The organism is Burkholderia sp. AU31652 (genome assembly GCF_002223155.1).
Taxonomy (GTDB): Bacteria; Pseudomonadota; Gammaproteobacteria; order Burkholderiales; family Burkholderiaceae; genus Burkholderia.
Window position 1 is genome coordinate 2,026,076 of the sequence record NZ_NKFG01000003.1, and the last position, 22,068, is coordinate 2,048,143.

20 protein-coding genes are annotated in these 22,068 nt (G+C 69.1%); 11 read left to right on the plus strand and 9 right to left on the minus strand.

Annotation, left to right across the window (positions count from 1 at the left end; all coding sequences use genetic code 11):
- Positions 1-15: 15 nt before the first annotated feature.
- Both hutC and hutH read right to left on the minus strand, forming a co-directional pair.
- Complete coding sequence (gene hutC / locus CFB40_RS11950) at positions 16-711, minus strand: histidine utilization repressor (protein ID WP_069248398.1); 696 nt, start codon at positions 709-711, stop codon at positions 16-18.
- Positions 712-715: 4 nt separating this feature from the next.
- Positions 716-2,239, minus strand: a complete 1,524-nt coding sequence (gene hutH / locus CFB40_RS11955; protein ID WP_089431278.1) for a histidine ammonia-lyase — start codon at positions 2,237-2,239, stop codon at positions 716-718.
- Positions 2,240-2,452: 213 nt separating this feature from the next.
- Between hutH and CFB40_RS11960 the strand changes: the two genes are divergently transcribed.
- On the plus strand, positions 2,453-3,373 hold the full coding sequence (locus tag CFB40_RS11960) for a glutamate/aspartate ABC transporter substrate-binding protein (protein ID WP_089431454.1): 921 nt from the start codon (positions 2,453-2,455) through the stop codon (positions 3,371-3,373).
- A gap of 21 nt (positions 3,374-3,394) precedes the next feature.
- Here the strand turns inward: CFB40_RS11960 and CFB40_RS11965 are convergent, their stop codons facing one another.
- Positions 3,395-4,150, minus strand: a complete 756-nt coding sequence (locus CFB40_RS11965) for a 4'-phosphopantetheinyl transferase family protein (RefSeq protein ID WP_089431279.1) — start codon at positions 4,148-4,150, stop codon at positions 3,395-3,397.
- Between the two features lie 138 nt (positions 4,151-4,288).
- Positions 4,289-5,332 (minus strand): alpha/beta hydrolase family protein, encoded by a 1,044-nt coding sequence (locus tag CFB40_RS11970; RefSeq protein WP_089431280.1) that lies wholly within the window; start codon positions 5,330-5,332, stop codon positions 4,289-4,291.
- A gap of 187 nt (positions 5,333-5,519) precedes the next feature.
- Here CFB40_RS11970 and CFB40_RS11975 point away from each other — a divergent pair, with 187 nt between their 5' ends.
- From CFB40_RS11975 to CFB40_RS39055, 3 genes are all read left to right on the plus strand, one after another.
- Positions 5,520-6,461: a LysR substrate-binding domain-containing protein gene (locus tag CFB40_RS11975; protein WP_089431281.1), complete on the plus strand. Its 942-nt coding sequence runs from the start codon at positions 5,520-5,522 to the stop codon at positions 6,459-6,461.
- Positions 6,462-6,648: 187 nt separating this feature from the next.
- Positions 6,649-7,878, plus strand: a complete 1,230-nt coding sequence (locus CFB40_RS11980) for an MFS transporter (protein ID WP_089431282.1) — start codon at positions 6,649-6,651, stop codon at positions 7,876-7,878.
- Positions 7,869-7,991, plus strand: coding sequence for a hypothetical protein (locus CFB40_RS39055; protein WP_256976638.1), 123 nt, complete (start codon positions 7,869-7,871; stop codon positions 7,989-7,991). Before CFB40_RS11980 ends, CFB40_RS39055 begins: the two co-directional genes overlap by 10 nt.
- A 22-nt stretch (positions 7,992-8,013) precedes the next feature.
- Here CFB40_RS39055 and CFB40_RS11985 read toward each other — a convergent pair whose 3' ends face one another.
- The gene (locus CFB40_RS11985) at positions 8,014-9,492 is read right to left on the minus strand and encodes a cryptochrome/photolyase family protein (RefSeq protein WP_089431456.1); all 1,479 of its coding nucleotides are present in this window, start codon (positions 9,490-9,492) and stop codon (positions 8,014-8,016) included.
- A gap of 362 nt (positions 9,493-9,854) precedes the next feature.
- On the opposite strand from CFB40_RS11985, the gene CFB40_RS11990 reads away from it, so the two are divergent.
- Both CFB40_RS11990 and CFB40_RS11995 read left to right on the plus strand, forming a co-directional pair.
- Complete coding sequence (locus tag CFB40_RS11990; protein ID WP_089425803.1) at positions 9,855-10,334, plus strand: SRPBCC domain-containing protein; 480 nt, start codon at positions 9,855-9,857, stop codon at positions 10,332-10,334.
- Between the two features lie 13 nt (positions 10,335-10,347).
- Positions 10,348-10,800, plus strand: coding sequence for a nuclear transport factor 2 family protein (locus tag CFB40_RS11995; RefSeq protein WP_089431283.1), 453 nt, complete (start codon positions 10,348-10,350; stop codon positions 10,798-10,800).
- 63 nt (positions 10,801-10,863) lie between these two features.
- On the opposite strand, the gene CFB40_RS12000 is transcribed toward CFB40_RS11995, so the two are convergent.
- From CFB40_RS12000 to CFB40_RS12015, 4 genes are read right to left on the minus strand one after another with little or no spacing between them, the layout of a single operon-like run.
- Entirely contained in the window at positions 10,864-11,844 is a 981-nt protein-coding gene (locus CFB40_RS12000) for an acetyltransferase (protein WP_089431458.1), read from the minus strand.
- A 17-nt stretch (positions 11,845-11,861) separates the two neighbouring features.
- Positions 11,862-12,653 carry an SDR family oxidoreductase gene (locus CFB40_RS12005; protein WP_089425805.1) on the minus strand — a complete coding sequence of 264 codons (792 nt, stop codon included), beginning with the start codon at positions 12,651-12,653 and terminating at the stop codon, positions 11,862-11,864.
- A gap of 42 nt (positions 12,654-12,695) precedes the next feature.
- Entirely contained in the window at positions 12,696-13,889 is a 1,194-nt protein-coding gene (locus CFB40_RS12010) for a sulfotransferase family protein (protein WP_089431284.1), read from the minus strand.
- Positions 13,886-14,995 carry a DUF1214 domain-containing protein gene (locus CFB40_RS12015; RefSeq protein WP_089431285.1) on the minus strand — a complete coding sequence of 370 codons (1,110 nt, stop codon included), beginning with the start codon at positions 14,993-14,995 and terminating at the stop codon, positions 13,886-13,888. The genes CFB40_RS12010 and CFB40_RS12015 overlap by 4 nt, the downstream gene beginning before the upstream one ends.
- 214 nt (positions 14,996-15,209) lie before the next feature.
- Between CFB40_RS12015 and cysD the strand changes: the two genes are divergently transcribed.
- From cysD to CFB40_RS12045, 5 genes are all read left to right on the plus strand, one after another.
- Positions 15,210-16,106, plus strand: a complete 897-nt coding sequence (cysD, locus tag CFB40_RS12020; RefSeq protein ID WP_089431286.1) for a sulfate adenylyltransferase subunit CysD — start codon at positions 15,210-15,212, stop codon at positions 16,104-16,106.
- A complete protein-coding gene (gene cysN / locus CFB40_RS12025) occupies positions 16,106-18,004 on the plus strand; it encodes a sulfate adenylyltransferase subunit CysN (RefSeq protein ID WP_089431287.1) in 1,899 nt (632 codons plus the stop codon). Before cysD ends, cysN begins: the two co-directional genes overlap by 1 nt.
- Positions 18,005-18,133: 129 nt before the next feature.
- Positions 18,134-19,321, plus strand: coding sequence for a helix-turn-helix transcriptional regulator (locus tag CFB40_RS12030; protein WP_089425810.1), 1,188 nt, complete (start codon positions 18,134-18,136; stop codon positions 19,319-19,321).
- Positions 19,322-19,623: 302 nt separating this feature from the next.
- Positions 19,624-20,991 carry an MFS transporter gene (locus CFB40_RS12040; protein WP_089431289.1) on the plus strand — a complete coding sequence of 456 codons (1,368 nt, stop codon included), beginning with the start codon at positions 19,624-19,626 and terminating at the stop codon, positions 20,989-20,991.
- Complete coding sequence (locus tag CFB40_RS12045; protein WP_089431290.1) at positions 20,978-22,027, plus strand: lactonase family protein; 1,050 nt, start codon at positions 20,978-20,980, stop codon at positions 22,025-22,027. The genes CFB40_RS12040 and CFB40_RS12045 overlap by 14 nt, the downstream gene beginning before the upstream one ends.
- Positions 22,028-22,068: the final 41 nt, after the last annotated feature.

A 22,068-nucleotide genomic window follows, 5' to 3' on the forward strand; every position in this document is an offset into this window, starting at 1 on the left:
ACTATCAAATAGGAATCAGAAATGCCCGGTGAAGCGATAACGGCTGCCGGGATGCCACAGATTCGCCACCGAGGCGACGACGCCCTGCGACCAGGTGCGTCGATGTAAAACCAGACACGGCTCGACGTCGTCCATCCGCAGCTGCTCGCGCCGCTCCGGCGCCGGGGCCGCCGCTTCGATCCGGTACTCGACGCGCTGCAGCGGAGCCGCGCGCATCAGGTACAGGTTCGGCGTCGTGTTCGTGAAATCCTGCTCGGCGTAATCCGGCGCGACCGCCGGATTCACCCATCGTTCTTCGAGCTGCACGGGCTCGTCGTTCTCGAAGTGCAGCACCTGCGAATGAAACAGCTTCGTGCGCACGGCGACCTGCATCTCGTCGGCGAGCGCGTCGTCGGCGCGGATCGTGTCGAGGCCGAGCACGCTGGCGTGATACGCATGCCCGCGTGCGCCGACTTCCTCCGAGATGCTGCGGATCGCCACCAGCGTCGACTCGTACTTCGGCCGCGCGACGTAGGTGCCCGCCCCCTTCATGCGCGTGAGCACCTGCTCGGCCGTCAACTCGCGCAGCGCGCGGTTGACGGTCATGCGCGCCACCTTGAATTCGCGCGCCAGCTCGTTCTCGGACGGCACCTGATCGCCCTCCTCCCACTCGCCTGCGTGGATGCGGGCCAGGATGAAATCCTTGATCTCCTGGTAGACCGGCGCGCTCATGGGCTTACTGTTCCGACGCGAACGAGAACGGCGCGACCTTTGCGAACGCGCGCTCGCCGACCAGCTTGGCGATCACGGCGATGTCCGGTGCGAAATAGTGATCGAGCTCGTAGTGCGCGACCTTGGCGCGGATCGTTTCCATCACCGGCGCCAGCTTCGGGCTCGTGTGGTACGGCGCGCGCAGGTCGACGCCTTGTGCGGCGGCCAGCAGTTCGATCGCGAGGATGTGCTTCGTGTTGTCCGCGATGTCGGCGAGCTTGCGCGCGGCGAACGTCGCCATCGACACGTGGTCTTCCTGGTTCGCCGAGGTCGGCAGCGAGTCGACCGATGCCGGGTGCGCGAGCGTCTTGTTTTCCGATGCGAGGGCGGCCGCCGTCACGTGCGCGATCATGAAGCCCGAGTTCACGCCGCCGTCCCGCACGAGGAACGGGGGCAGGCCCGACAGCGTCGCGTCGATCAGCAGCGCGATGCGGCGTTCGGCCAGCGCGCCGATTTCCGCTGCGGCGAGCGCGAGGTTGTCGGCCGCGAACGCGACGGGTTCGGCGTGGAAGTTGCCGCCCGACAGCACTTCGCCGGTATCCGGGAAGATCAGCGGGTTGTCCGACACGGCATTCGCTTCGACCAGCAGCACGTCGGCCGCATGGCGCATCTGGTCCAGGCACGCGCCCATCACCTGCGGCTGGCAGCGCAGGCTGTACGGGTCCTGCACCTTGTCGCAGTCGCGGTGCGACTGGTTGATCGGCGAGCCTTCGAGCAGGTCGCGGTACGACGCGGCCGCGTCGATCTGGCCTTGGTGGCCGCGCAGCTCATGAATGCGTGCGTCGAACGGCTTCACCGAGCCGGCTGCGGCGTCGACCGACAGCGCGCCGGCGACGAGCGCGGTGCGGTACAGGTCTTCGATCGCGAACATGTTGTCGAGCGCCAGCGCGGTCGATGCCTGCGTGCCGTTCAGCAGCGCCAGGCCTTCCTTCGCCTGCAGCGTCAGCGGCGCGAGGCCCGCGACGCGCAGACCGTCGAGTGCGCTCGCACGCTCGCCGCGGATGAACACTTCGCCGACGCCCAGCAGCACGGCCGACATGTGCGCGAGCGGCGCGAGGTCGCCCGATGCGCCGACCGAGCCCTTCACCGGGATCAGCGGCAGCACGTCCGCGTTGAACAGCTTGATCAGCGCGTCCATCACTTCGCGACGGATGCCCGAGTGGCCGCGGCCGAGGCTCGACAGCTTCAGCGCCATCAGCAGGCGCACCGACGAGCGTGCCATCGGCTCGCCCACGCCGACCGCGTGCGACAGCACGAGGTTCTTCTGCAGCAGTTCGAGCTGGTCGTGCGGGATGTGCGTGCTGGCCAGGCGGCCGAAGCCCGTGTTGATGCCGTAGGCCGGCTCGCCCTTCGCAGCGATGTCGGCGACGGCCTTCGCGCCGGCGTCGATCTTCGCGAAGCTGGCCGGGTCGAGCGCGAGCTGCACGGATTCGCGTGCGATCTGGCGCAGTTGCGGGAGGGTCAGATGGCCGGGGGTCAACGTAATCATGTGAGCAATCCTGTCTAGACAAGTTCGGAATGGATTGAAGTGTAGCCACGCCAACTTGTCTAGACAACCCGTTTTTCATCGATTTCGACTCGGGAGTTTCCCTGATGCCCGGCGCGGCCCGCCGCATCGGCCCGTGTGATCCGGCGCTTAACAGTTGTTGCAATTATTTTGTTTTTGGCAACATACGCATCAACATTCGCCATGGAGACCGCCATGCCCTTCCCGTCACGACTCGCCATCCGGTTCGGCCGCCCCCTGCTGTTCGCCGCGTGCGCACTCGCGTGCGGCGCGTCGCTCGCCGCGGAGCCGCTGTCCGGCACGCTCGAGAAGATCCGGCAGAGCAACCTGATCTCGATCGGCCACCGCGAAACGTCGGTGCCGTTCTCCTACACCGACGCGAACGGCAAGGTCATCGGCTTCTCGCAGGACCTGTGCGACCGCGTGATCGCCGCCGTGAAGGCGCGCATCGGCAAGCCCGACCTGCAGGTGCGCTTCATCCCCGTCACGTCGCAGAACCGCATTCCGCTCGTGCAGAACGGCACCGTCGATCTCGAATGCGGCGTCACGACGAACCTCGCCGCGCGTCACGCGCAGGTCGCGTTCTCGACCACCCTCTTCGTCGCGACGACGCGCCTGCTCACGCGCACGAGTTCGGGGATCCGCGACTTCCCCGACCTCGCCGGCAAGACGGTCGTGACGAACCAGGGCACGACGTCCGAACGCCTGCTGCGCAAGATGAACGAGGAAAAGAAGATGAACATGCAGATCATCAGCGCGAAGGATTACGGCGAAGGACGCCTCACGCTCGAATCGGGCCGCGCGGCCGCGTACATGATGGACGACGTGCTGCTCGCGGGCGTGCGCCAGCTCGCTGCGAAACCGGCCGACTGGCAGATCGTCGGCACGCCGCAATCGTCGGAGGCCTACGGGTTCATGCTGCGCAAGGACGATCCGCAGTTCAAGGCGCTCGTCGACGGCGTGCTCGTGCAGTTGATGAAGCACGGCGAGATCGACGCGCTGTACGACAAGTGGTTCATGAAGCCGGTGCCGCCGAAGGGGCTGTCGTTCGACTTCGCGATGAGCGACGTGATCAAGGCGCGCTATGCGGCGCCGACCGACGCGCCGCTCGAATGAGCGCCGCGCGCTGACTGCGGCTCACGCACGCGTCCACGCGACGCATGCCGCATAGCCGGGCGCCGCGTCGAGCCACGCCGCATCGAACGCCGCGACGCCGGCGGCGGGCGCGGCCGGCTCGACGATCGTCGTCGCGGGGGTCGCGCCATCGCGCGGCGGCATGACCGCGAACGCGCTCAGCCCGCCGACGATGCCCGTGCCGAGCGCCTTGAGCAGCGCCTCCTTCGCACTCCAGACGCGCATGAATGCGCCGGCGCGTTCGGCCGGCGGCAGGCTGTCGAGATAGGCGGCCTCGGCGGGCGCGCAGACTTCGCGCGTCAGCGCACGCCAGTCGGTCGCGCGGTTGCAGCACTCGATATCGACGCCCACGCGCCCCGCGGGGGCCCACGCAATCAACGCATGATCGCCCGCATGCGACACGTTGAAGTCGAGCGACGCGCGATGCGCGCCGTCCAGCGACGGCCGACCCGATGCATCAACGACGATCGCCACCGCCCGCGGCGCGATGCCGAGGGCCGTGCCGAGCACGTCGCGCAGCGCGGCGCGCGTCGCGGCGCTGCGCACCGTATCCTCATGCCGCATGAAGCGTGCGGCCCGCGCGCGCTCGCCGTCGCTCAGGGCCGCATACGCTGGCGACGCAAGCGGTACGCACCAGTCGAAATCGACACGCGCGATCTGCACGCCGGCGCGCGCCGCGGCGGGCGGCGCGTCGAGCCGCTGCATGCGCCAGGCGCGGGAGCTTTCAGACGGAGAAACGGAATCGGGCGGGACGAGCATCGACGTGCGGCGGCCTGTGGAAGGAAACGTCCGATGTTAATCGATCAGGCGACATGGCGAACCGTTGCGGCCCGCCGGCGTCGATGCCGAGCGCCGGCGCTTGTCCTCTCGGCATGCGCCAAGCATGACGAGGCCGCCCTATCGCCCGTTCGCTGCAACGCCCGGCACGCCGCTGGCGGGCCCACGCCCGCGCGATGCCGGGTGAATCGCATGCACGTTGCCCGGCGCATCGGCCGGCAGCACGCCATGTTGCAGCCAGTAGAGCGCGAGCGGCCACAGTGTTTCGGTGAAGCGGCTGTGGAAAAACGCGAAATGGCCGATCGCGTCGACGCCGATGTCGGCCGGCGCGATCCGCAGATGCGTGACGTCGCTGCCCGTGTAGTAGCCGACCAGCCGCTCGATCGCCGCGACCGTGCCGAACCCGTCGTCGTCGAGGCCAATCGCGAGCATCGGCGCCGACAGCCCCGCGAAGCGGGCGGGCAACGCGGCGCGGCTCGCGGCGGGTTCGGCGAGCGGGCCGCTCGTATAGCCCTCCTCGAAGCGTGCCTGCGAGCGCACCCACGACAACGCGACGCCGCGCGGCGTGTCCTCCATCCAGCCGAGCCGCTTCGCGGGCACGTAGCCGAACACGGCCGCGAGCACCGGCATCGCGACGTGCCACTTCCACCACATGCGCCGCCGTTCGGCCGGCCGGTAATCGCGCCAGTACGCATACTGCGCGCCGACCGTCACCGCATGCCGCACGTGGACGTTCGATGCGGCGAGCCCCAGCGCGAACCCGCCGATGCTGTGCGCGACGACGTCGATCGGCTGGCCCGGAAACGCGTCGCGTGCGTAGCGCAGCGCGGCTTCGCAATCGAGCCGCCCCCAGTCGAGCCAGTTCGCGCGCAGCTTCGCGAGCTGCGCCGGGCGCGACCCGCCGATGCCGCGATAGTCGTAGACGAGCACGTCGCGCCCCTGGGCGAACAGCCAGGCCGCGAAACGGAAGTAGTAGTCGCAACGCACCGACGTCGCGCAATTGATGACCGTCACCGGCCGCACGACACTGCCGCCGCGATGGCGCCATACATGGCCGCGCAATGCATAGCCGTCGGCCGCGCGCAGCGTCACCGGCTCGGGCGGCAATGCGTCCGCCGCGCGGGTGCCCTGCGTCTTTTCGCTGCCTTCGTTCGAAATCGTCATCGTGTCTCCGGTCCCATGCTTCGCGGTCCGTCCGGGTGAGCGCGTCAGTGCCTGCCCACGTCCATGCTTCGCAGCCGGCCGGGGCGTCGCCCGCCCTATCCTTCACCGCCCGCACCAGCCTCCATTGAACTTGACGTGCCCCGCGTTCTCAACCAATCTTGCTGCTCCGTTCGCATGAGTCACGCGCATGTCAACGCCGCTCGTCCGTCTCCCGTCGCTCGACCTCGTCCGCGGTTTCGTCGCCGTCGGCCGCCGCATGAGCATCACGCTCGCCGCGCAGGACCTCTGCGTCACGCAATCGGCGGTCAGTCGCCAGGTACACGCGCTCGAAGCGCACCTCGGCGTCGCATTGCTGCAGCGCGGCTACCGGAAGATCGCGTTCACGCCGGAAGGCGAGCGGCTGTTTCGCGTCGCGGATGCGGCACTGCACGGGCTGCAGGACACCATCGCCTCGCTCGCGGCCACGCGCGAGCGCCAGCCCGTCACGATCACCGCCAGCATCGGCGTCACCGCGCTGTGGCTGCTGCCGCGGCTCGGGCGGCTGCAGGCGCGCCTGCCGGAGATCGACCTGCGCGTCGCCGCGAACGACAAGGTACTCGATTTGCGCGCCGAAGGCATCGACCTCGGCATCCGCTATTGTCCGCGCGACCGCGCGCCGGCCGGCGCGCTGCGCCTGTTCGACGAGATCGTCGTGCCGGTCGCGCATCCGGCGCTCGCCGCGCGGCCCGTCACGAACGCGGCCGCGATCGCCGACCACGTGCTGCTCGAATTCGACGGGCCGCCGCAGCCGCAATTGCAGTGGCGCGCGCACCTGCACGCGGCCGGGCTCGGCGACGCGCGCCCGAAAGGCGTGCTGCGCTTCAACCAGTACGACCAGGTGATCCAGGCGGCGATCGCGGGCCAGGGCGTCGCGCTCGGCCGGCTCGCGCTCGTCGCGCCGATGCTCGCGGACGGGCGGCTCGCAGTGCTCGGGCCGCACACGCAGGCGCTGACGGATGCGTACGGCTACTGGCTGTTCCAGCACGATCCGGCCCCGCGCCGCGAAGTCGCCGACGTGCGCGACTGGATGCTCGCCGAAGCGGCCGAATGCGATACCGCGATGCGTGCGCACGGCGCGGCGTCAGCGTAAGCCGGCGCGGCCTTTGCGAACAAACCTGACCGCTGCCGGGCGCCTGCGCCCCACTCCGCGCGCCCCACATCGCATTCCTGCCACGCATGCCAACCTGACCGAATGATCGCTTGAGCGACGACGGGCACGATCGTCTAATCGGATCGAGCGCGGCCGTGTTGCCGCGCGCCTTCATCCGGAGACACGCATGACCCCGATCGAGCAGGAAGTCCGCCGCCGCTGGCTGCCCGTCCTGGCCGGCGGCCTGATCATGGGCGCCGCGCTCGGCATCCGCCACGTGCAGGGCCTGTTCCTCGCGCCGGTGTCGCTCGACCACGGCTGGTCGCGCGAAGCGTTCGGGCTCGCCCTCGCGCTGCAGAACCTGATCTGGGGCGTCGCGCAGCCGTTCACCGGGATGGTCGCCGATCGCTTCGGCTCGCTGCGCGTGATCGTCGCCGGGATGCTGCTGTATGCGGCCGGGCTCGTCACGATGGCGCATGCGGCGACGACCGGCATGTTCACGGTCGGCGCCGGGCTCGTGATCGGCATCGCGCTGTCGGGCTCGGCGTTCGCGTCGATCTATGGCGCGCTGAGCCGCCTGTTTCCGCCCGACCGCCGCGGCTGGGCGCTCGGCGTCGCGGGCGCGATCGGCGGGCTCGGCCAGTTCTGCATGGTGCCCGTCGCGCAGACGCTGATCGGCGGCATCGGCTGGCGGCACGCGTTCATCGCGCTGGCGCTCGTCGCGGCGCTGCTTGCACCGCTCGCCCTGCTGCTACGCGACCGACCCGCGCGGGCTGCCGGCGCCGCCGGCCCCGACCAGTCGATCGGCGAAGCCGTGCGCGAGGCGTTCGCGCATCGCGGCTTCTGGCTGCTGAACGCGGGCTTCTTCGCATGCGGCTTCCAGCTCGCGTTCATCGCGACGCATCTTCCCGCGTACCTGCTCGACCACGGGCTGCCGGCACGCCACGCGAGCGTCGCGCTCGCGCTGATCGCGCTCACCAACGTGGCCGGCACCTATGCATGCGGCCATCTCGGCGGGCTGCTGCGGCGCAAGTACGTACTGTCGGTGCTGTACCTCGTGCGGGCGCTCACGATGGCCGCGTTCGTCGCAGCCCCCCTGTCGCCCGCGAGCGTCTTCGTGTTCGCGGCCGTGATGGGATTCACGTGGCTCGGCACCGTGCCGCTGACGAACGGCGTGATCTCGCAGATGTTCGGCGTGCGCTACATCGCGACGCTGTTCGGCTTCGTGTTCTTCGGGCACCAGCTCGGCAGTTTCTTCGGCGTCTGGCTCGGTGCGGTGGTGTACGACGCGACGCATTCGTACATGCCGCTGTGGATCGGCTCGATCGCGCTCGGCATGCTCGCGGCGTTGCTGCACCTGCCGATCAACGACGCGCGCGTCGCGCGCCCGGCATCGGGCAACGCGGCATGGGCATGATCCGCGCGGCGCTGGCCGCCGGCACGCTCGCGTTCGTCGCGTGGTGCGGCGCGGCCTATTTCAGTTCGGGCGTCGTGTACGCGCTGCTCGAACACGTCGCGTTCTGCAATTGATGCGGCCGTCCGGCGCGTGCGGTCAGCGGCGCTTCGGCAACGCCGCCAGCGCATCGAGCGCACGGGCACGCGCGGCCGCATGCTCGACGAGCGGCGCCGGGTAATCGACGCCGAGCCGCACGCCGGCCGCGTCGAGTTCCAGCGGCGACGCTTCCCACGGCGCGTGGATCGATGCGTTGTCGAGGCCGGCAAGCTCGGGCACCCAGCGCCGCACGTACGCGCCGTCCGGATCGAACTTCTGCCCCTGCGCGACCGGATTGAAGATGCGGAAATACGGCGCGGCGTCGGCGCCGCAGCCGGCCACCCACTGCCAGCTCGCCGCGTTGTTCGCGGGATCGGCGTCGACCAGCGTGTCCCAGAACCACGCTTCGCCCGCACGCCAGTCGATCAGCAGGTGCTTGATCAGGAACGACGCGACGACCATCCTCACGCGGTTGTGCATCCAGCCGGTCGTCCACAGTTCGCGCAGGCCCGCATCGACGAGCGGATAGCCGGTCAGCCCGCGCTGCCATGCGCGCAGCGCGGCGGGATCGTCACGCCACGGCATCGCGTCGAACTGCGCGCGGAAGTTGTCGGTCGCGAGCGCCGGGAAGTGGTACAGCAGCGTGTAGCTGAACTCGCGCCAGCCGAGTTCGCTCAGGAATTTGTCGGCGTCCGCGGCAACCGCCGCGCCGCCCGCGCTCGCGGCACCCTGCACCGCGTGCCACACCTGTCGCGGCGACACGTTGCCAAAGCGCAGGAACGGCGACAGCCGGCTCGTCGCGGGACGGTCGGGAAGATCGCGCGCGTCCGCATAGCCGGCGAGCGATGTCGTCAGGAACGCGTCGAGCTGCGCGTGCGCGCCGGCTTCGTCGGGCATGGGCCACGCATCGCGCAGGCCGCCGGCCCAATCCGGCGAATGCGGCCGCAACGCAAGCGCGTCGAGCGCCAGCGCGCGGTCACGCAGGGTTTTCGGCCACGGATGAAACGCGATCCGCTCGGGTTCCGGCAGCGGCGCGGCGACCGTGCGATCCCGTCGCGCCGCACGCCAGTACGCGGTGAACACCTGATACGGGGTGCCGCCGCCCGTCAGCACCTCCCACGGCTCGTTCAGCAGGCTGCCGTTGCTGCTCTCGACCGTGACACCGCGCGCCTTGAGCGAGGCCTTCAGCGCCGCGTCGGCGTCGCGCTGCGGTTGCGCGTAGCGGCGGTTCCAGTACACGGCTTGCGCGCCCGTGTCGTGCACGATGCGCTCGATCTCGCGCGGCGCGTCGCCGCGCAACAGCAGCAGGCGCCCGCCATGACGCGCGAGCGCCGCGTCGAGCCCGGCCAGCGACCCGTGCAGCCACCAGCGCGCCGCGCCGCCGAGCGTTCGTCCGGCGCCGTCGCCCGTGTCGTCGACGAATACGCAGATGAGCGGCCGGCCCGAATCCACCGCGCGCGTCAGCGCGGGCTGATCGGTCACGCGCAAATCGTCGCGAAACCAGACGATCACGGGAGCAATGGACGACTTGGCGGACACGGGCACCTCGAAGACGAAAGCGGAAAGAGACCCGTATTGTCGCGGCTGCGCTGCGTGGTGTCGACGTTCTGCGTGCATGATGCGCCGGCGCGCCCCTGCCGCCGACCGTCGCGGCGATCGCACCACCCTGCCGCCCCGGTGAAACGCCTTAGTCCATTCCGACGATTCTTCGCCGCGTGCGCCGGCCTACGCTCGATGTCGGGTGCGCTGCGCTGCGCGGCACGTGCCGGCGAAAACGCCCCCGCACGTCCCGAGCCACACCCGTCACGCGCGCCGACCGATACCGGCGCGACTCCTTGCGACTGCCGCGACGCGTCCCGCCACCCGGGTAGGCGCGGTTTCATCCGATCCGATACATCGCCATGACCAAACCCTCGAATCTCGTCACCTCGATCACCGTCGACATCGACGCACCGGCCTCCGTCGTCTGGGAAGTGCTGACCGACTTCCCGCGCTACGGCGAATGGAACACGTTCTGCGTCGGCTTCGAAACGACCGGCAGGCTCGGCGATTTCGTGCACATGCAGGTGCGCATCCCGGGCACGGAGACCGTGATTCCCGTCAATGAGATCCTCGTTGCGTACGAACCCGAACGCCTGCTGTCGTGGGAGCAGCGCCCGACCGACGACAACAAGGACGCCGCGCGCCGCGACCAGTACATCGACGCGATCGGCGCGGAGCGCTGCCGCTATTTCACGACCGACCAGTTCCTCGGCATCAACGCGGACACGATCATGCAGAACCACGGCGCTTGGGTGAAACAGGGTTTCGACCAGTGCGCACGCGACGTGAAGCAGCGCGCCGAGGCGCTCCACGCGGCACGCCGGCGCAACGGCGCGTGACCGGGAGCCGCCGATGCCCGATCTGCAAACGCTGTCCGACCATCACGACATCCGCGAGCTGATCGTCGCGTATTCGAGCGCGATCGACACGCGCGACTTCGACGCGCTCGACGCGGTGTTCACACCCGATGCCGCGATCGACTATCGCTCGATGGGCGGCATCGCCGGCCGCTATCCGGAGGTGAAGGCCTGGCTGCGCACCGTGTTGCCGCAGTTTCCGCAGTACCAGCACATGGTCGCCAACCTGTCGATCCGGCTCGACGGCGATACCGCACGCGGCCGCACGATCTGCTTCAATCCGATGGAAGTCGCGCTGCCGGACGGCGGCACGCAGGTGATGTTTCTCGGGCTCTGGTACGTCGACCGTTTCGCGCGCACTGCGCAAGGTTGGCGCATCGCCGAGCGCGTCGAGGAACGCTGCTACGGTCACAACGTGCCGGCCGTGCTCGCGGGCGCGACCGGTTGATCCATTCGCGATGCGCGCGTCGTGCGCAGGTGCACGGCGCACGCATCGTCGCAGCCCGCTGCGTCAATCGAGCCTGAACGCGGCCTCGAATCGCTCGGCAAATGCGTCGAACTCGGTTTCCGGCAGATGGTTGATGCCGCCCGCGCGCTTGCGCCCGCCGCCGGTCGGAAAGCCGCGACAGAATTCGTCGGCGCCGAGCGGCCGGCCATCGGGCACGCGCACGCTGACGACGAGCCCGCCGTCCGCGCGCGGCGACAGCACCGCGAGCGCCGCATGCGGCGCGTTGCGCATCCGTTCGTTCGCGAGCATGCCGGTCGCGCGCCGCGCCCACGGATGATCAGGCATCCGGACCAGCGTCGCACCGGGCACCTCGCGCAGCGGCGCGAGTGCGCACGCGCGCGCCATGTCGTCGCGGTAGCCGTCGCGCAGCGCGGCGAACACGGTTGTCGCGCGCACGAAATCAAGCGGGTCGACGCACGGCAGCATCGCATCGGCGAGCGCGGCCGGGTCGAAATGCAGATCGCCGACACACTCGCCGTACGCGTTGTAGTTCAGGTAGAGCCCGAGTTCGGCGAGCGTGTCGCGTTGCGCCTCGTCGATCCCGTGCTCACTCGCCAGCGCGTGGCCGAGCGCCGGCAACTCGTCGCCGAACGCCGCGACGATCGCCCAGCGCACGTGCCGGCCGTCGAGATAGCGGTTCACGATCGCGCTCGTGCACACGTCGGCCGCCGTGTCGATATGCGCGTCGAAGCGTGGATCGTCGGGCAGTTCACCCGCGAAGTGATGGTCGAAATAGCGGACCGTCGCGCCGTCGCGCAGCAGCCGCGCACACGCGTCGCGATTCTGGTCGTGCGACACGTCGAGCACGGTGACGATGTCGCCCGCCCGCGCGTCGATCCGCTGGAGCAGCTTGATGTCGCGTTTCACGCCGGTCACGAGCGTGCCGTGCACGCCCTCCGCGAGCCGCAGCTGCTGAAGCGCGCACAGCCCGTCCGCGTCGCCGTTGAATGCAAAGAAGTGTCGTGTTTCGTGGTTGTCCTGCATGATCCTTTGCTCCATCGTCAGGGCATGAAATCGCCGCCATTCGCGTCGAGCGTCGCGCCCGTCACCGCATTTGCATAGTCCGACGCGAGGAACAGCGCAGCGCGCGCGCAGTCGTCGTCGGTCGGCAGCTTCGCGAGCGCGATGCTCGACGCGATCGGCGCGATGACCTGCTCTTCCGTCATGCCGTACTCGGCAGCCGCCTGCCGGAAATACGTCTGGGTCGGCACGCCCCACATCCACCCCATGTGGATGCTGTTCGCACGAATGCCGTGCACGCCGAGTTCGCGCGCCAGGTATTTTGCCGCAACCGCGAGCGCCCCCTTCGATACAGCGTAGCCGCCTTCCCCTGCAAACGGCTTGCGGGTCGCCTGCGTGTTGATCATCACGATCGCGCCGCGCTTGTGCCGCTTCATGTGCGGCACGACTTCCTGCGTGAGCGCCATCGTGCCGAACACGTTGGTGTCGAACACCACGCGCCAGCCATCCAGGTCGGCCTCCTCCACCGGTTCCGGAAACGTGCCGTGCACGAATGCGCTGTTCACGAGCGCGTCGATCCGGCCGAAGCGCTCGACGGCCTGCGTCGCGAGCTGGCGGCATTGTGCACGGTCGGTGATGTCGGTCTGCACCTTCAGCACGTCGCAGTCGACGCCGAGTGCGTGGATTCGCGCTTCGGCGTCATCGAGCTTTTCGAGCGTGCGCGCCGCGACGACCACGCCGCGCGCACCCTCGCGCGCGGCCTCGACGGCGAGCTTCACGCCGAGCCCGGGCCCGATTCCGGAAATCACGACGATCTTGTCCTTCAGCAACATGGGTTGTCTCCTGGTTGTCGTTGATCTCGCGAGCAATGGCCGTCAGCCGGCTGCCCGCAGGTGCCGCGCGCGATACGCGGCGAAGTCGCGCGCGAGCTGTGCATCGGTGAAGCCGAAGCGCGCGATCGAATAGTCGTGCGGGGCTCGCTTGTCGCGGCCGTTGCGCGCCATCCAGTCCGTCATCGCCGTGCGCTGCCGTGCATCGAGCGGCATCCCGGCAAACGCGTACACGGCCTCGGCAACGCCGAGCGGATTCGACACCGTGTCCTCGAAGCGCACGTCGAGGAAGCGGTCGGCCGGCAGCGCATCGCGCGCGGCCATCGCCGCACCGATCGCGCGTGCCATCCCCGCGTTCCACTGCGCACCGACGGCAAGCGGATCCGGATCGTCCGCATACATCTGCCACAACGTGTGCGCCATGCTCGCCATCGACGGAATCGTCTGCGCCGGATCGCGATGCGTGAGCACGACCTGCGCACGCGGAAACACGCGGCACAGCACGTCGAGCGCATGCAGGTGCTGCGGCGTCTTCAGCAGCCAGCGCGCAGCCGGCGCGACGCCGCGCTGCGCCTTTTGCCATTGCAGGAACTGCAGCATCCGCCTCAGGTACGTATAGACCGGCGTGAGATCCTGCCGCGCGAGCCACGCGGTGTAGCGCGGCACGTTCGCGTACGAATCCATCGCACACACGAACGCATGCTCCATCAGCATGAACTCCTCGTCCGCGAGCATCGCATCGAGCGGATGGATCGTCAGGATCTGCGGAATGCAGTCGATCATCGTCGCGACCTCGGCCCGCGCACGCGCGATGCGCACCGTCGGCTCGGCGAGCGTCTCGCCTGCAAGCGGCGCCGGGTAGCGGGTTTCCCACCACGCGGCCGCATGGAAGCGCGGGTCGACGGCCAGCAGGCGCTGCAACAGCGTCGTACCGGTGCGCGGCAGGCCGACGATCACGAGCGGATCGTCGATCGCGATCTCCGCGATTTCCGGATGACGCCGGAAGTAATCCTCGATGACGAGCCGGTTCACGAGCTGGCCGACGAGCTTCTCGCGCATCATCTCCGCGCCGCGTGCGGACAGCTTCGCTTCGTCGATCAGCGACGCGCACATCACGTCGAGCGCTTCGCGATACGGCCCGTCACCGAATGCGGTCAGTCCGCCCGCGCGCGACACGGCTTCGGCGATCAGTCCGTCAGGCGCGAGCAGCGTGCGGGTTCGATCCAGCGGTGCGTTCATGCGGCCTCCTTCAGCGTCGCGAGCTTCACCACCCGCGTGCGCGGATGCACCGGCTGCGCGGCGCCCACCCAGCGCCAGCAGATCGTGCCGGTGCGATGCCCGGCCGTATCGAGCCAGTTCGCATCGCCCGGCCGTGCGGCCGCGACGACCACCGTCACGCCGCCGTCCGCATTCAGCCGCGCGCTGTGCTTGTTCACGCAGATATCGAAGTGCCGGTAATCGAGCGATTCCATCCAGTAGTTGTTGAGCTGCACGTTCCAGAAGTCGCAGTCGGGTACCGTGTCGACGTCGATCACGAGTGCTTCGTCATCGGCCAGCGACCAGCACGAGTGGTAGTAATAGATGTTCGGATCGCCGCCGACCGACTGGCACAGCGCCTGGTCGGCGGGCGGCAGCGCATTCACGTGCGACCGGTAGCTCGCGGCCCAGTCCGCGAACAGCTTCGACGTCTGCTCGACGAACTGCGCGGCGCGCGTGAGGCCGCCCTGCAGCACGAGCGGGTCGAGCGGCGCCGGGCGATCGTCGGCGCCGATGCGCTCGATCTTCAGTTGTGCCGGCGTTTCCGCGCGCCGGTCGAGGAAGGTCTGGCGCACCAGCAGCGCGTTGGTGCCCGGCTCCATGCGCACCCAGTTGCCCGCACGCGGCGTTTCGCTCAGCACGATCTCGAAGCTGCCGTCCGGCGCGATATCGAGCTGCTTCGCGTCGAGAAAGCCCGTCTGCAGCATCTTGCCGTCGGTCTCGTAGCCGCCCTTCTGCGTGCCGAAGCTCAGGTAGGCCACCGTGCCGCGCCGCCCCGTCACGCGATATTCGCAGCGGCCGTCGAGACGCGCGTACTGGTACAGGTTGTCGGGATTGTCGGCGCCGATCTTCGCGGTCTCGTGCGACGGCGAGAAAAAGCCGGGCCATGCGCCGTCCGCGAACTCGACGTGCATCTCGAGCGCGATGCGCATCAGCCGGCTCAGGTAGCGGAATCCTTCCGCGCGCGTCAGCGGATCGTCCGGCGCCTCGGCGCGCAGGATCTGTTCTCCGCTGCGTTTCAGGGTGTCGCAGAAGTCGGCCCAGGTCTGGCCCGAAAGCAATTGCGTGGCACGTTTGTCGTCCGTCATGTGTCGTCTCCGCCGATGGTCGAGCGCTCACCTTAAGCGTCGCCGTCGCGCGCCACTTCGTCCGGGTGGACTAAGGAAAGATCCGCGTCACCGCCGTGCCGCGGCTTAGTCCACCCGGACGAAGATCGGCATGCCGATCGCCCGATACCGTCGGTGTCATGCACGAAACGCCGCACATGTCGCGCGGCGCCGGCATGAAACAAGGAGACGAACGATGTTGACCCACTTGGAGCGGCTGGAGGCCGAAAGCATCCACATCATGCGCGAGGTGGTCGCCGAGAGCGAGAACCCGGTGATGCTGTATTCGATCGGCAAGGACAGCTCGGTCATGCTGCATCTCGCGATGAAGGCGTTCTACCCGGCGAAGCCGCCCTTTCCGCTGCTGCACGTCGATACGACCTGGAAATTCCGCGAGATGATCGCGTTTCGCGACGAGACAGCCACGCGCCTCGGCCTCGACCTGCGTGTGCACATCAACCCTGAAGGCATCGCGAACGGTATCGATCCGTTCACGCACGGCTCGGCCGTGCACACCGACGTGTGGAAGACACAGGGGCTCAAGCAGGCGCTCGATCACTACGGCTTCGACGCCGCGTTCGGCGGCGCGCGCCGCGACGAGGAGAAATCGCGCGCAAAGGAGCGCATCGTGTCGCTGCGCTCGGAACAGCACCGCTGGGACCCGAAGCGCCAGCGCCCCGAACTCTGGTCGCTGTACAACGCGCGCAAGCGCAAGGGCGAAAGCCTGCGCGTGTTCCCGATCTCGAACTGGACCGAGCTCGACATCTGGCAGTACATCCAGCTTCACGATATCCCGATCGTGCCGCTCTACTTCGCGAAGGAACGGCCCGTGGTCGAACGCGACGGCGCGCTGATCATGGTCGACGACGAACGCCTGCCGCTGCGCGAAGGCGAAGTGCCGCAGATGCGCAAGGTGCGCTTTCGCACGCTCGGCTGCTATCCGCTGACGGGCGCGATCGACAGCGACGCGACGTCGCTCGACGACATCCTGCAGGAGATGCGCGAGACGCGCACGTCCGAACGGCAAGGACGACTGATCGACAGCGATTCGGCCGGTTCGATGGAAAAGAAGAAACAGGAGGGATATTTCTGATGGCACACGTTCTCACCGTGCCCGAGGCAAGCGCCGCCGGCGAAGCGCACGCACCAACCCAGGACCTGCTGCGCTTCATCACGTGCGGCAGCGTCGACGACGGCAAGAGCACGCTGATCGGCCGCCTGCTCTACGAATCGAACATGCTGTTCGACGACCAGCTCACGCAGCTCGAGGCCGATTCGAAAAAGGTCGGCACGCAAGGCGGCGAACTCGATTTCGCGCTGCTCGTCGACGGCCTGTCGGCCGAGCGCGAGCAAGGAATCACGATCGACGTCGCGTACCGCTTCTTCGCGACCGCGCGACGCAAGTTCATCGTCGCCGACACGCCCGGCCACGAGCAATACACACGCAACATGATCACCGGCGCGTCGACCGCCGATCTTGCCGTGATCCTGATCGATGCGCGCAAGGGGGTACTCACGCAGACGCGCCGCCACAGTCATCTCGTCGCGCTGATCGGCATCAAGCGCGTGGTGCTCGCGATCAACAAGATGGACCTGGTCGACTACGACCGCGCCGCGTTCGAGCGCATCGACGCCGACTATCGTGCGTTCGCGGCCGAGCTCGGGCTGGCGGAGATCGTCAGCATCCCCATGTCGGCGCTGCGCGGCGACAACGTGATCGCGCCGAGCGCGCGGATGCCGTGGTACGCGGGGCCGACACTGATGCAGCATCTCGACACGCTGCCGCTCGCCGCACGCGTGACGCGCGACGAGCCGTTCCGGCTGCCGGTGCAGTGGGTCAACCGCCCGCACCTGAACTTCCGCGGTTACGCGGGCAGCATCGCATCGGGCGAGGTCCGCGTCGGCGAGCGCGTGCGCGTGCTGCCGTCCGGCAAGGAGAGCCGCGTCGCGTCGGTGATCACGCAACGCGGCGAAAGCGACCTCGCGCGCGCCGGCGAAGCGGTGACGCTCACGCTCGCCGACGAGATCGACATCAGCCGCGGCGACATGATCGCGCGCGCGGATGCGCCGCCTGAAGTGGCCGACCAGTTCGAGGCGACGCTCGTGTGGATGCACGACGCGCCGCTGCTGCCCGGCCGCCCGTATCTCGTGAAGCTCGGCACGCAGACGGTCGGCGCGACCTGCGCGACGCCGAAGTACAAGATCGACGTGAACACGCGCGAGCATCTCGCGGCGCGCACGCTCGCGCTCAACGAGATCGGCGTGTGCAACCTGAGCCTCGACCGGCCGGTCGCGTTCGACCCATACGACCGCAACCGCCACACGGGCGGCTTCATCGTGATCGACCGCGTCACCAACGACACGGTCGGCGCCGGGATGCTGCACTTCGCGCTGCGCCGCGCGCACAACGTGCACTGGCAGGCGGTCGACGTCGACCGCGCCGCGCGTGCCGCGCAGAAGGCGCAGACGCCGCGGATCGTGTGGCTGACGGGCCTGTCGGGCGCCGGCAAGTCGACGATCGCGAATCTCGTCGAGAAACGGCTGCATGCACTCGGCAAGCATACGTACCTGCTCGACGGCGACAACGTGCGGCACGGGCTCAATCGCGATCTCGGCTTCACCGAGGCCGATCGCGTGGAGAACATCCGGCGCGTCGCCGAAGTCGCGCGGCTGATGCTCGACGCGGGGCTCATCACGCTCGTGTCGTTCATCTCGCCGTTCCGCGCGGAGCGCGACATGGCGCGCGCGCGGGTCGGCCAGGACGAGTTCGTCGAGGTATTCGTCGACACGCCGCTCGCGGTGGCCGAGGAGCGCGATCCGAAGGGCCTGTACAAGAAGGCGCGGCGCGGCGAGCTGAAGCACTTCACGGGCATCGATTCGCCGTACGAACCGCCCGCGCAGCCCGAACTGCGCGTCGACACGGTCGCCGAGTCGCCGGAAGAAGCGGCCGATCGGATCGTCGCGTACCTGCTGCGCGAGCGCGCGGCATAAGCGCGGCAATCGGGCAGCCCGGCAGTTGGCCGACTGCCCGCGTCGCCTACTCCGTTCGGATGACGCGGGCCGCCGGGCGGCCGGTATGCTGGTCCGGGAATCCTTCATCCCGACCAGGAGAACACGAGCATGCCCATCGCGCTGGCGCCCGGCGACCCGGCCGCGCACGACGGTTTCGACGACGCGGCGTGGACGGCGCGCGAACTCAGCGCGTGGCTCGGGCTCGTCTATCAGGGCCCGTCAGAGACAACCCCGTGGGCCGGCTTCCTCGAAGCGGTTCGCGCACGGCTCGACGCGCGCTTCACGACGCTGGTGCTGCGCAACCCCGGCGGCGCACGGCACGGGCTCATCATCAACGCGTCGGCGCATGGCCCGCTGCTGCCCGGCGAGCCGTCGTACAGCGAGCAGTTCTACGCGCTGTGCCCGTTTCTCGACCAGCCGCCCGGCCAGGTCTTCACGGCCGACCGGCTGTTCGGCGAAACCGCGTGGCGCGCGCACGATTTCTACCGGCAGTACCTGCAGCCGCTCGACCTGCGCTACATCCTCGGCGCGAACCTGCGTGGCGAACGTGGCGTCGAATGCGCGTTCTTCGTGAGCCGCGCGCACGGCGGCCGCGATTTCGACGCGGCCGAGCGCGCGCAGGTCGCGACGCTGCTGCCGCACCTGCAGCGGGCGGTCGAGCTGCACGCGGCGTTCGACGTGCTCGATGCCGAACGCGCGCTGTATGCGGGCACCGTCGACCGGCTCGACGTCGGCACCGCGATCGTCGACGAGGACGGCCGCGTGATCAAGCGCAACCGCATCGCCGAGCGGCTGATCGAGCAGCAGGACGGGCTGTGCGTGCGCCAGGAGCGGCTCCACGCATCGTGCCCGCTCGACGAGCGCCGGCTGCAGAAGGCGCTGCAGGCCGCGCTCGAGCATTTCCGCGCGGGCGCGCTCGCGCGCATCGAAGCCACCACGCTGTCGCGCCCCGGCGGCGCGATGCCGTTGAGCGTGCTGCTGCGCCCGCTCGCGCCCTACCGCGGCGCCGAGGACCGGCAGCATCGGCCAGCCGTCGCCGTGTTCGTCCGCGATCCGGCGTCGTCGCCGCAGACGTCGCGCGACATGCTGCACCGGCTGTTCCGGCTCACGCCGATGGAAACCGAAATCGCACTGCTGCTCGTCGACGGGCTGACGCTCGACGAAGCGGCCGCCGCGACCGGCATCACGAAGAACACCGCGCGCGCGCACCTGCGCGGCATCTTCGCGAAGACGGGCGCGACACGGCAGGCCGTGCTCGTGAAGACGCTGCTCAACAGCGTCGTGTCGATGGCGTAGCAAAGGCGACGGCAGCCGCCGGACGGGCGGCCCGTCCGATGCCCCCCGCGCGCAGTGCGGGCCGCGACCGAAGACGCGGCAATGGGCGCCTACCCGCCTCATGTCATACGTCATCAGACATGAACGAGTCACTGACGCTCCTCATGAAATTCCCCAATTTCTGGGCAATTTCCGGGTAAACCCGCGACGTCTTCATCGACACTCAGGCGTACCATGTCATACGACGACATACTACACAAACCGCCACCCGGATGCCGACGCGGGCCACCGCCCCGTCCGCCGCCGCCCGACCGGAGACACGCTTGAACCCGCCCTCGCCCGCCCTGCCCGGACGCGACCCGCTCGCGTCCGCCGTCTCGAAAGTGAAGTGGCACGTGCTGCCGCTCGTGCTGATCATGTTCATCGCGAACTACATCGACCGCGTGAACGTCGGCTTCGTCGATCGCCACCTCGAGGCGTCGATCGGCATCGGCGCGGCCGCGTACGGCCTCGGCGCCGGGCTGTTCTTCGTCGGCTACGCACTGTTCGAGGTGCCGTCGAACCTGCTGATGCAGCGCTACGGCGCACGCATCTGGCTGGCCCGGATCATGGCGACGTGGGGCATCGTCGCGGCCGCGATGGCGTTCGTGTGGAACGACACGTCGTTCTACGCGCTGCGCTTCCTGCTCGGCGCGGCCGAGGCCGGCTTCTTCCCCGGCGTCGTGCTGTACCTGTCGCAATGGCTGCCGCCGCAGGAGCGCGGCAAGGCGATGGCGATCTTCCTCGGCGGCTCCGCGTTCGCGTCGGTGCTGTCCGGGCCCGTTACCGGCGCGCTGCTGTCGATCCGCGGTTTCGGCCTCGAAGGCTGGCAATGGATGTTCCTGATCGAAGGGCTGTTCTCGGTCGCCCTGTGCGGCGCGAGCTGGCTGCTGCTGAAATCGCATATCCGCGACGCGACCTGGCTCACGGCCGAAGAACGCACGGCGCTCCAGAACGCGCTCGACGACGAGCGCGCGACGCGCGACGTCCGCTCGAACGTGCCGGTGCGCGCCACCGCGCTGCTGCGCGATCCGCAGATCATGCTGTTCTGCTTCCTGTATTTCTCGATCCAGCTGACGATCTACGCGGCCACGTTCTGGCTGCCGACGATCATCCGCAAGATGGGCGGGCTCACCGATTTCCAGGTCGGCCTGTACAACACGATTCCGTGGATGATCGCGATCGGCGCGATGTACGGCTTCGCGGTGCTGTCGTCGAAGTGGAGGCATCCGCAGCGCTGGCTCGCGGTCGCGCTGGTGCTCGCCGCGTGCGGGCTGTTCGCGTCGACGTCGCACGATCCGGTGTGGTCGTTCGCGTCGATCTGCTTCGCCGCACTCGGCTTCAAGGCCGCCTCGTCGCTGTTCTGGCCGATCCCGCAGGGCTATCTCGACACGCGCGTGGCCGCGGCCGTGATCGCGCTGATCAACTCGGTCGGTAACCTCGGCGGCTTCGTCGCACCGACGGCGTTCGGCTATCTGAAGCAACATACGGGTTCGATCACGGGCGGGCTGTATGCGCTCGCGGTCGCTTCGCTCGTCGCCGCGGTCGCCGCGCTGTTCGCGCGCACGCACCGGCGCAGCGATCCGCCGCGCGGCCTGCCGGCCGACGCGTCCTTCACGAACGCTTCGATGCTCCGCCATGCCGAACACTGACCGCCTGACCGTCGTCGTCTCGAATGCCGCCGACGGCGACCTCGCCACCTTCTCGCTCGCGGCCGACGGCACGCTTGCGCCGCTCACCCGCTATCCCGCGGCCGACGTCGCGATGCCGATCGCCGTGCCGGCCGACCGTGCGCGGCTCTACGTCGCGACGCGCGGTGAACAGCCGACGATCGTCGCGTTCCGCGTCGTGCCGGCTACCGGCGCGCTCGTGCGCATCGGCACCACCGCGATCGACGCGAGCCATGCGTACCTGTCGCTCGACCGCAGCGGCCGCTGGCTGCTCGGCGCGTCGTACGGCGGGAATTCGCTGAGCCTCTACGACGCCGCGCGCGTGCGCGACGGCGACGGTACGCCGCTGCAGGTCACGGGCGGCATCGCGAACGCGCACGCGGTGATCGTGTCGCCGGACAACCGTTTCGCGTACGTCAGCTCGCTCGGCTCGGATCGCGTGTTCAGCTTCGCGCTCGTCGAGGACGCAGCCGGCCTGCGTGCGCTCGAACATGGCGAAACGCGCGTGCCGGCCGGGTTCGGCCCGCGTCACCTGCAATTCGCGGATGACGGCCGCACGCTCGTCGTCGTCAGCGAATTCCAGGCCACGCTTGCGACGTTCGCGCGCGACCCCGACACCGGCCGGCTCGGTGATGCACATGTGAGCGCGCGCCATCCGGCCGTCGCCGAACTCGCGCAAGGCCATGCGCGGCCGCCCGCGCCCACCGAACCGTCCGTCTGGGCCGCCGACCTGCACCTGACGCCCGACGAGCGTTTCGCCTATGTCAGCGAACGCACGTCGAGCCGCCTGCTCTGCTATCGCCGCAGCGAAGACGGCACGTTCGAACCCGCGCACGCGACCGCCACCGAAACGCAGCCGCGCGGGTTCGCAATCGACCCGTCGGGACGCTGGCTCGTCGCCTGCGGCGAACAGTCTGAATTCGTGTCGGTGTATGCGATCGCGCCGGACGACGGCGCCCTGTCGCCGCGCGCACGCGTGCCGGGCGGACGTGGGGCGAACTGGGTCGCGATCGTCTGAAGCCGTGACACGGGGCGCATGCCGCAGCAGGCCCGCCACGC

What these genes read in the sequence shown, in the direction of transcription:
- cysD (WP_089431286.1), top strand. Translation starts at nt 15,210, where the DNA reads ATGTTGACCCACTTGGAGCGGCTGGAGGCCGAAAGCATCCACATCATG.
- CFB40_RS12015 (WP_089431285.1), bottom strand. Translation starts at nt 14,995, where the DNA reads ATGACGGACGACAAACGTGCCACGCAATTGCTTTCGGGCCAGACCTGG.
- CFB40_RS12045 (WP_089431290.1), top strand. Translation starts at nt 20,978, where the DNA reads ATGCCGAACACTGACCGCCTGACCGTCGTCGTCTCGAATGCCGCCGAC.
- cysN (WP_089431287.1), top strand. Translation starts at nt 16,106, where the DNA reads ATGGCACACGTTCTCACCGTGCCCGAGGCAAGCGCCGCCGGCGAAGCG.
- CFB40_RS39055 (WP_256976638.1), top strand. Translation starts at nt 7,869, where the DNA reads ATGGGCATGATCCGCGCGGCGCTGGCCGCCGGCACGCTCGCGTTCGTC.
- CFB40_RS12005 (WP_089425805.1), bottom strand. Translation starts at nt 12,653, where the DNA reads ATGTTGCTGAAGGACAAGATCGTCGTGATTTCCGGAATCGGGCCCGGG.
- CFB40_RS11965 (WP_089431279.1), bottom strand. Translation starts at nt 4,150, where the DNA reads ATGCTCGTCCCGCCCGATTCCGTTTCTCCGTCTGAAAGCTCCCGCGCC.
- CFB40_RS11970 (WP_089431280.1), bottom strand. Translation starts at nt 5,332, where the DNA reads ATGACGATTTCGAACGAAGGCAGCGAAAAGACGCAGGGCACCCGCGCG.
- CFB40_RS11990 (WP_089425803.1), top strand. Translation starts at nt 9,855, where the DNA reads ATGACCAAACCCTCGAATCTCGTCACCTCGATCACCGTCGACATCGAC.
- CFB40_RS11980 (WP_089431282.1), top strand. Translation starts at nt 6,649, where the DNA reads ATGACCCCGATCGAGCAGGAAGTCCGCCGCCGCTGGCTGCCCGTCCTG.
- hutC (WP_069248398.1), bottom strand. Translation starts at nt 711, where the DNA reads ATGAGCGCGCCGGTCTACCAGGAGATCAAGGATTTCATCCTGGCCCGC.
- CFB40_RS11975 (WP_089431281.1), top strand. Translation starts at nt 5,520, where the DNA reads ATGTCAACGCCGCTCGTCCGTCTCCCGTCGCTCGACCTCGTCCGCGGT.
- CFB40_RS11995 (WP_089431283.1), top strand. Translation starts at nt 10,348, where the DNA reads ATGCCCGATCTGCAAACGCTGTCCGACCATCACGACATCCGCGAGCTG.
- CFB40_RS12010 (WP_089431284.1), bottom strand. Translation starts at nt 13,889, where the DNA reads ATGAACGCACCGCTGGATCGAACCCGCACGCTGCTCGCGCCTGACGGA.
- hutH (WP_089431278.1), bottom strand. Translation starts at nt 2,239, where the DNA reads ATGATTACGTTGACCCCCGGCCATCTGACCCTCCCGCAACTGCGCCAG.
- CFB40_RS12030 (WP_089425810.1), top strand. Translation starts at nt 18,134, where the DNA reads ATGCCCATCGCGCTGGCGCCCGGCGACCCGGCCGCGCACGACGGTTTC.
- CFB40_RS11960 (WP_089431454.1), top strand. Translation starts at nt 2,453, where the DNA reads ATGCCCTTCCCGTCACGACTCGCCATCCGGTTCGGCCGCCCCCTGCTG.
- CFB40_RS12000 (WP_089431458.1), bottom strand. Translation starts at nt 11,844, where the DNA reads ATGCAGGACAACCACGAAACACGACACTTCTTTGCATTCAACGGCGAC.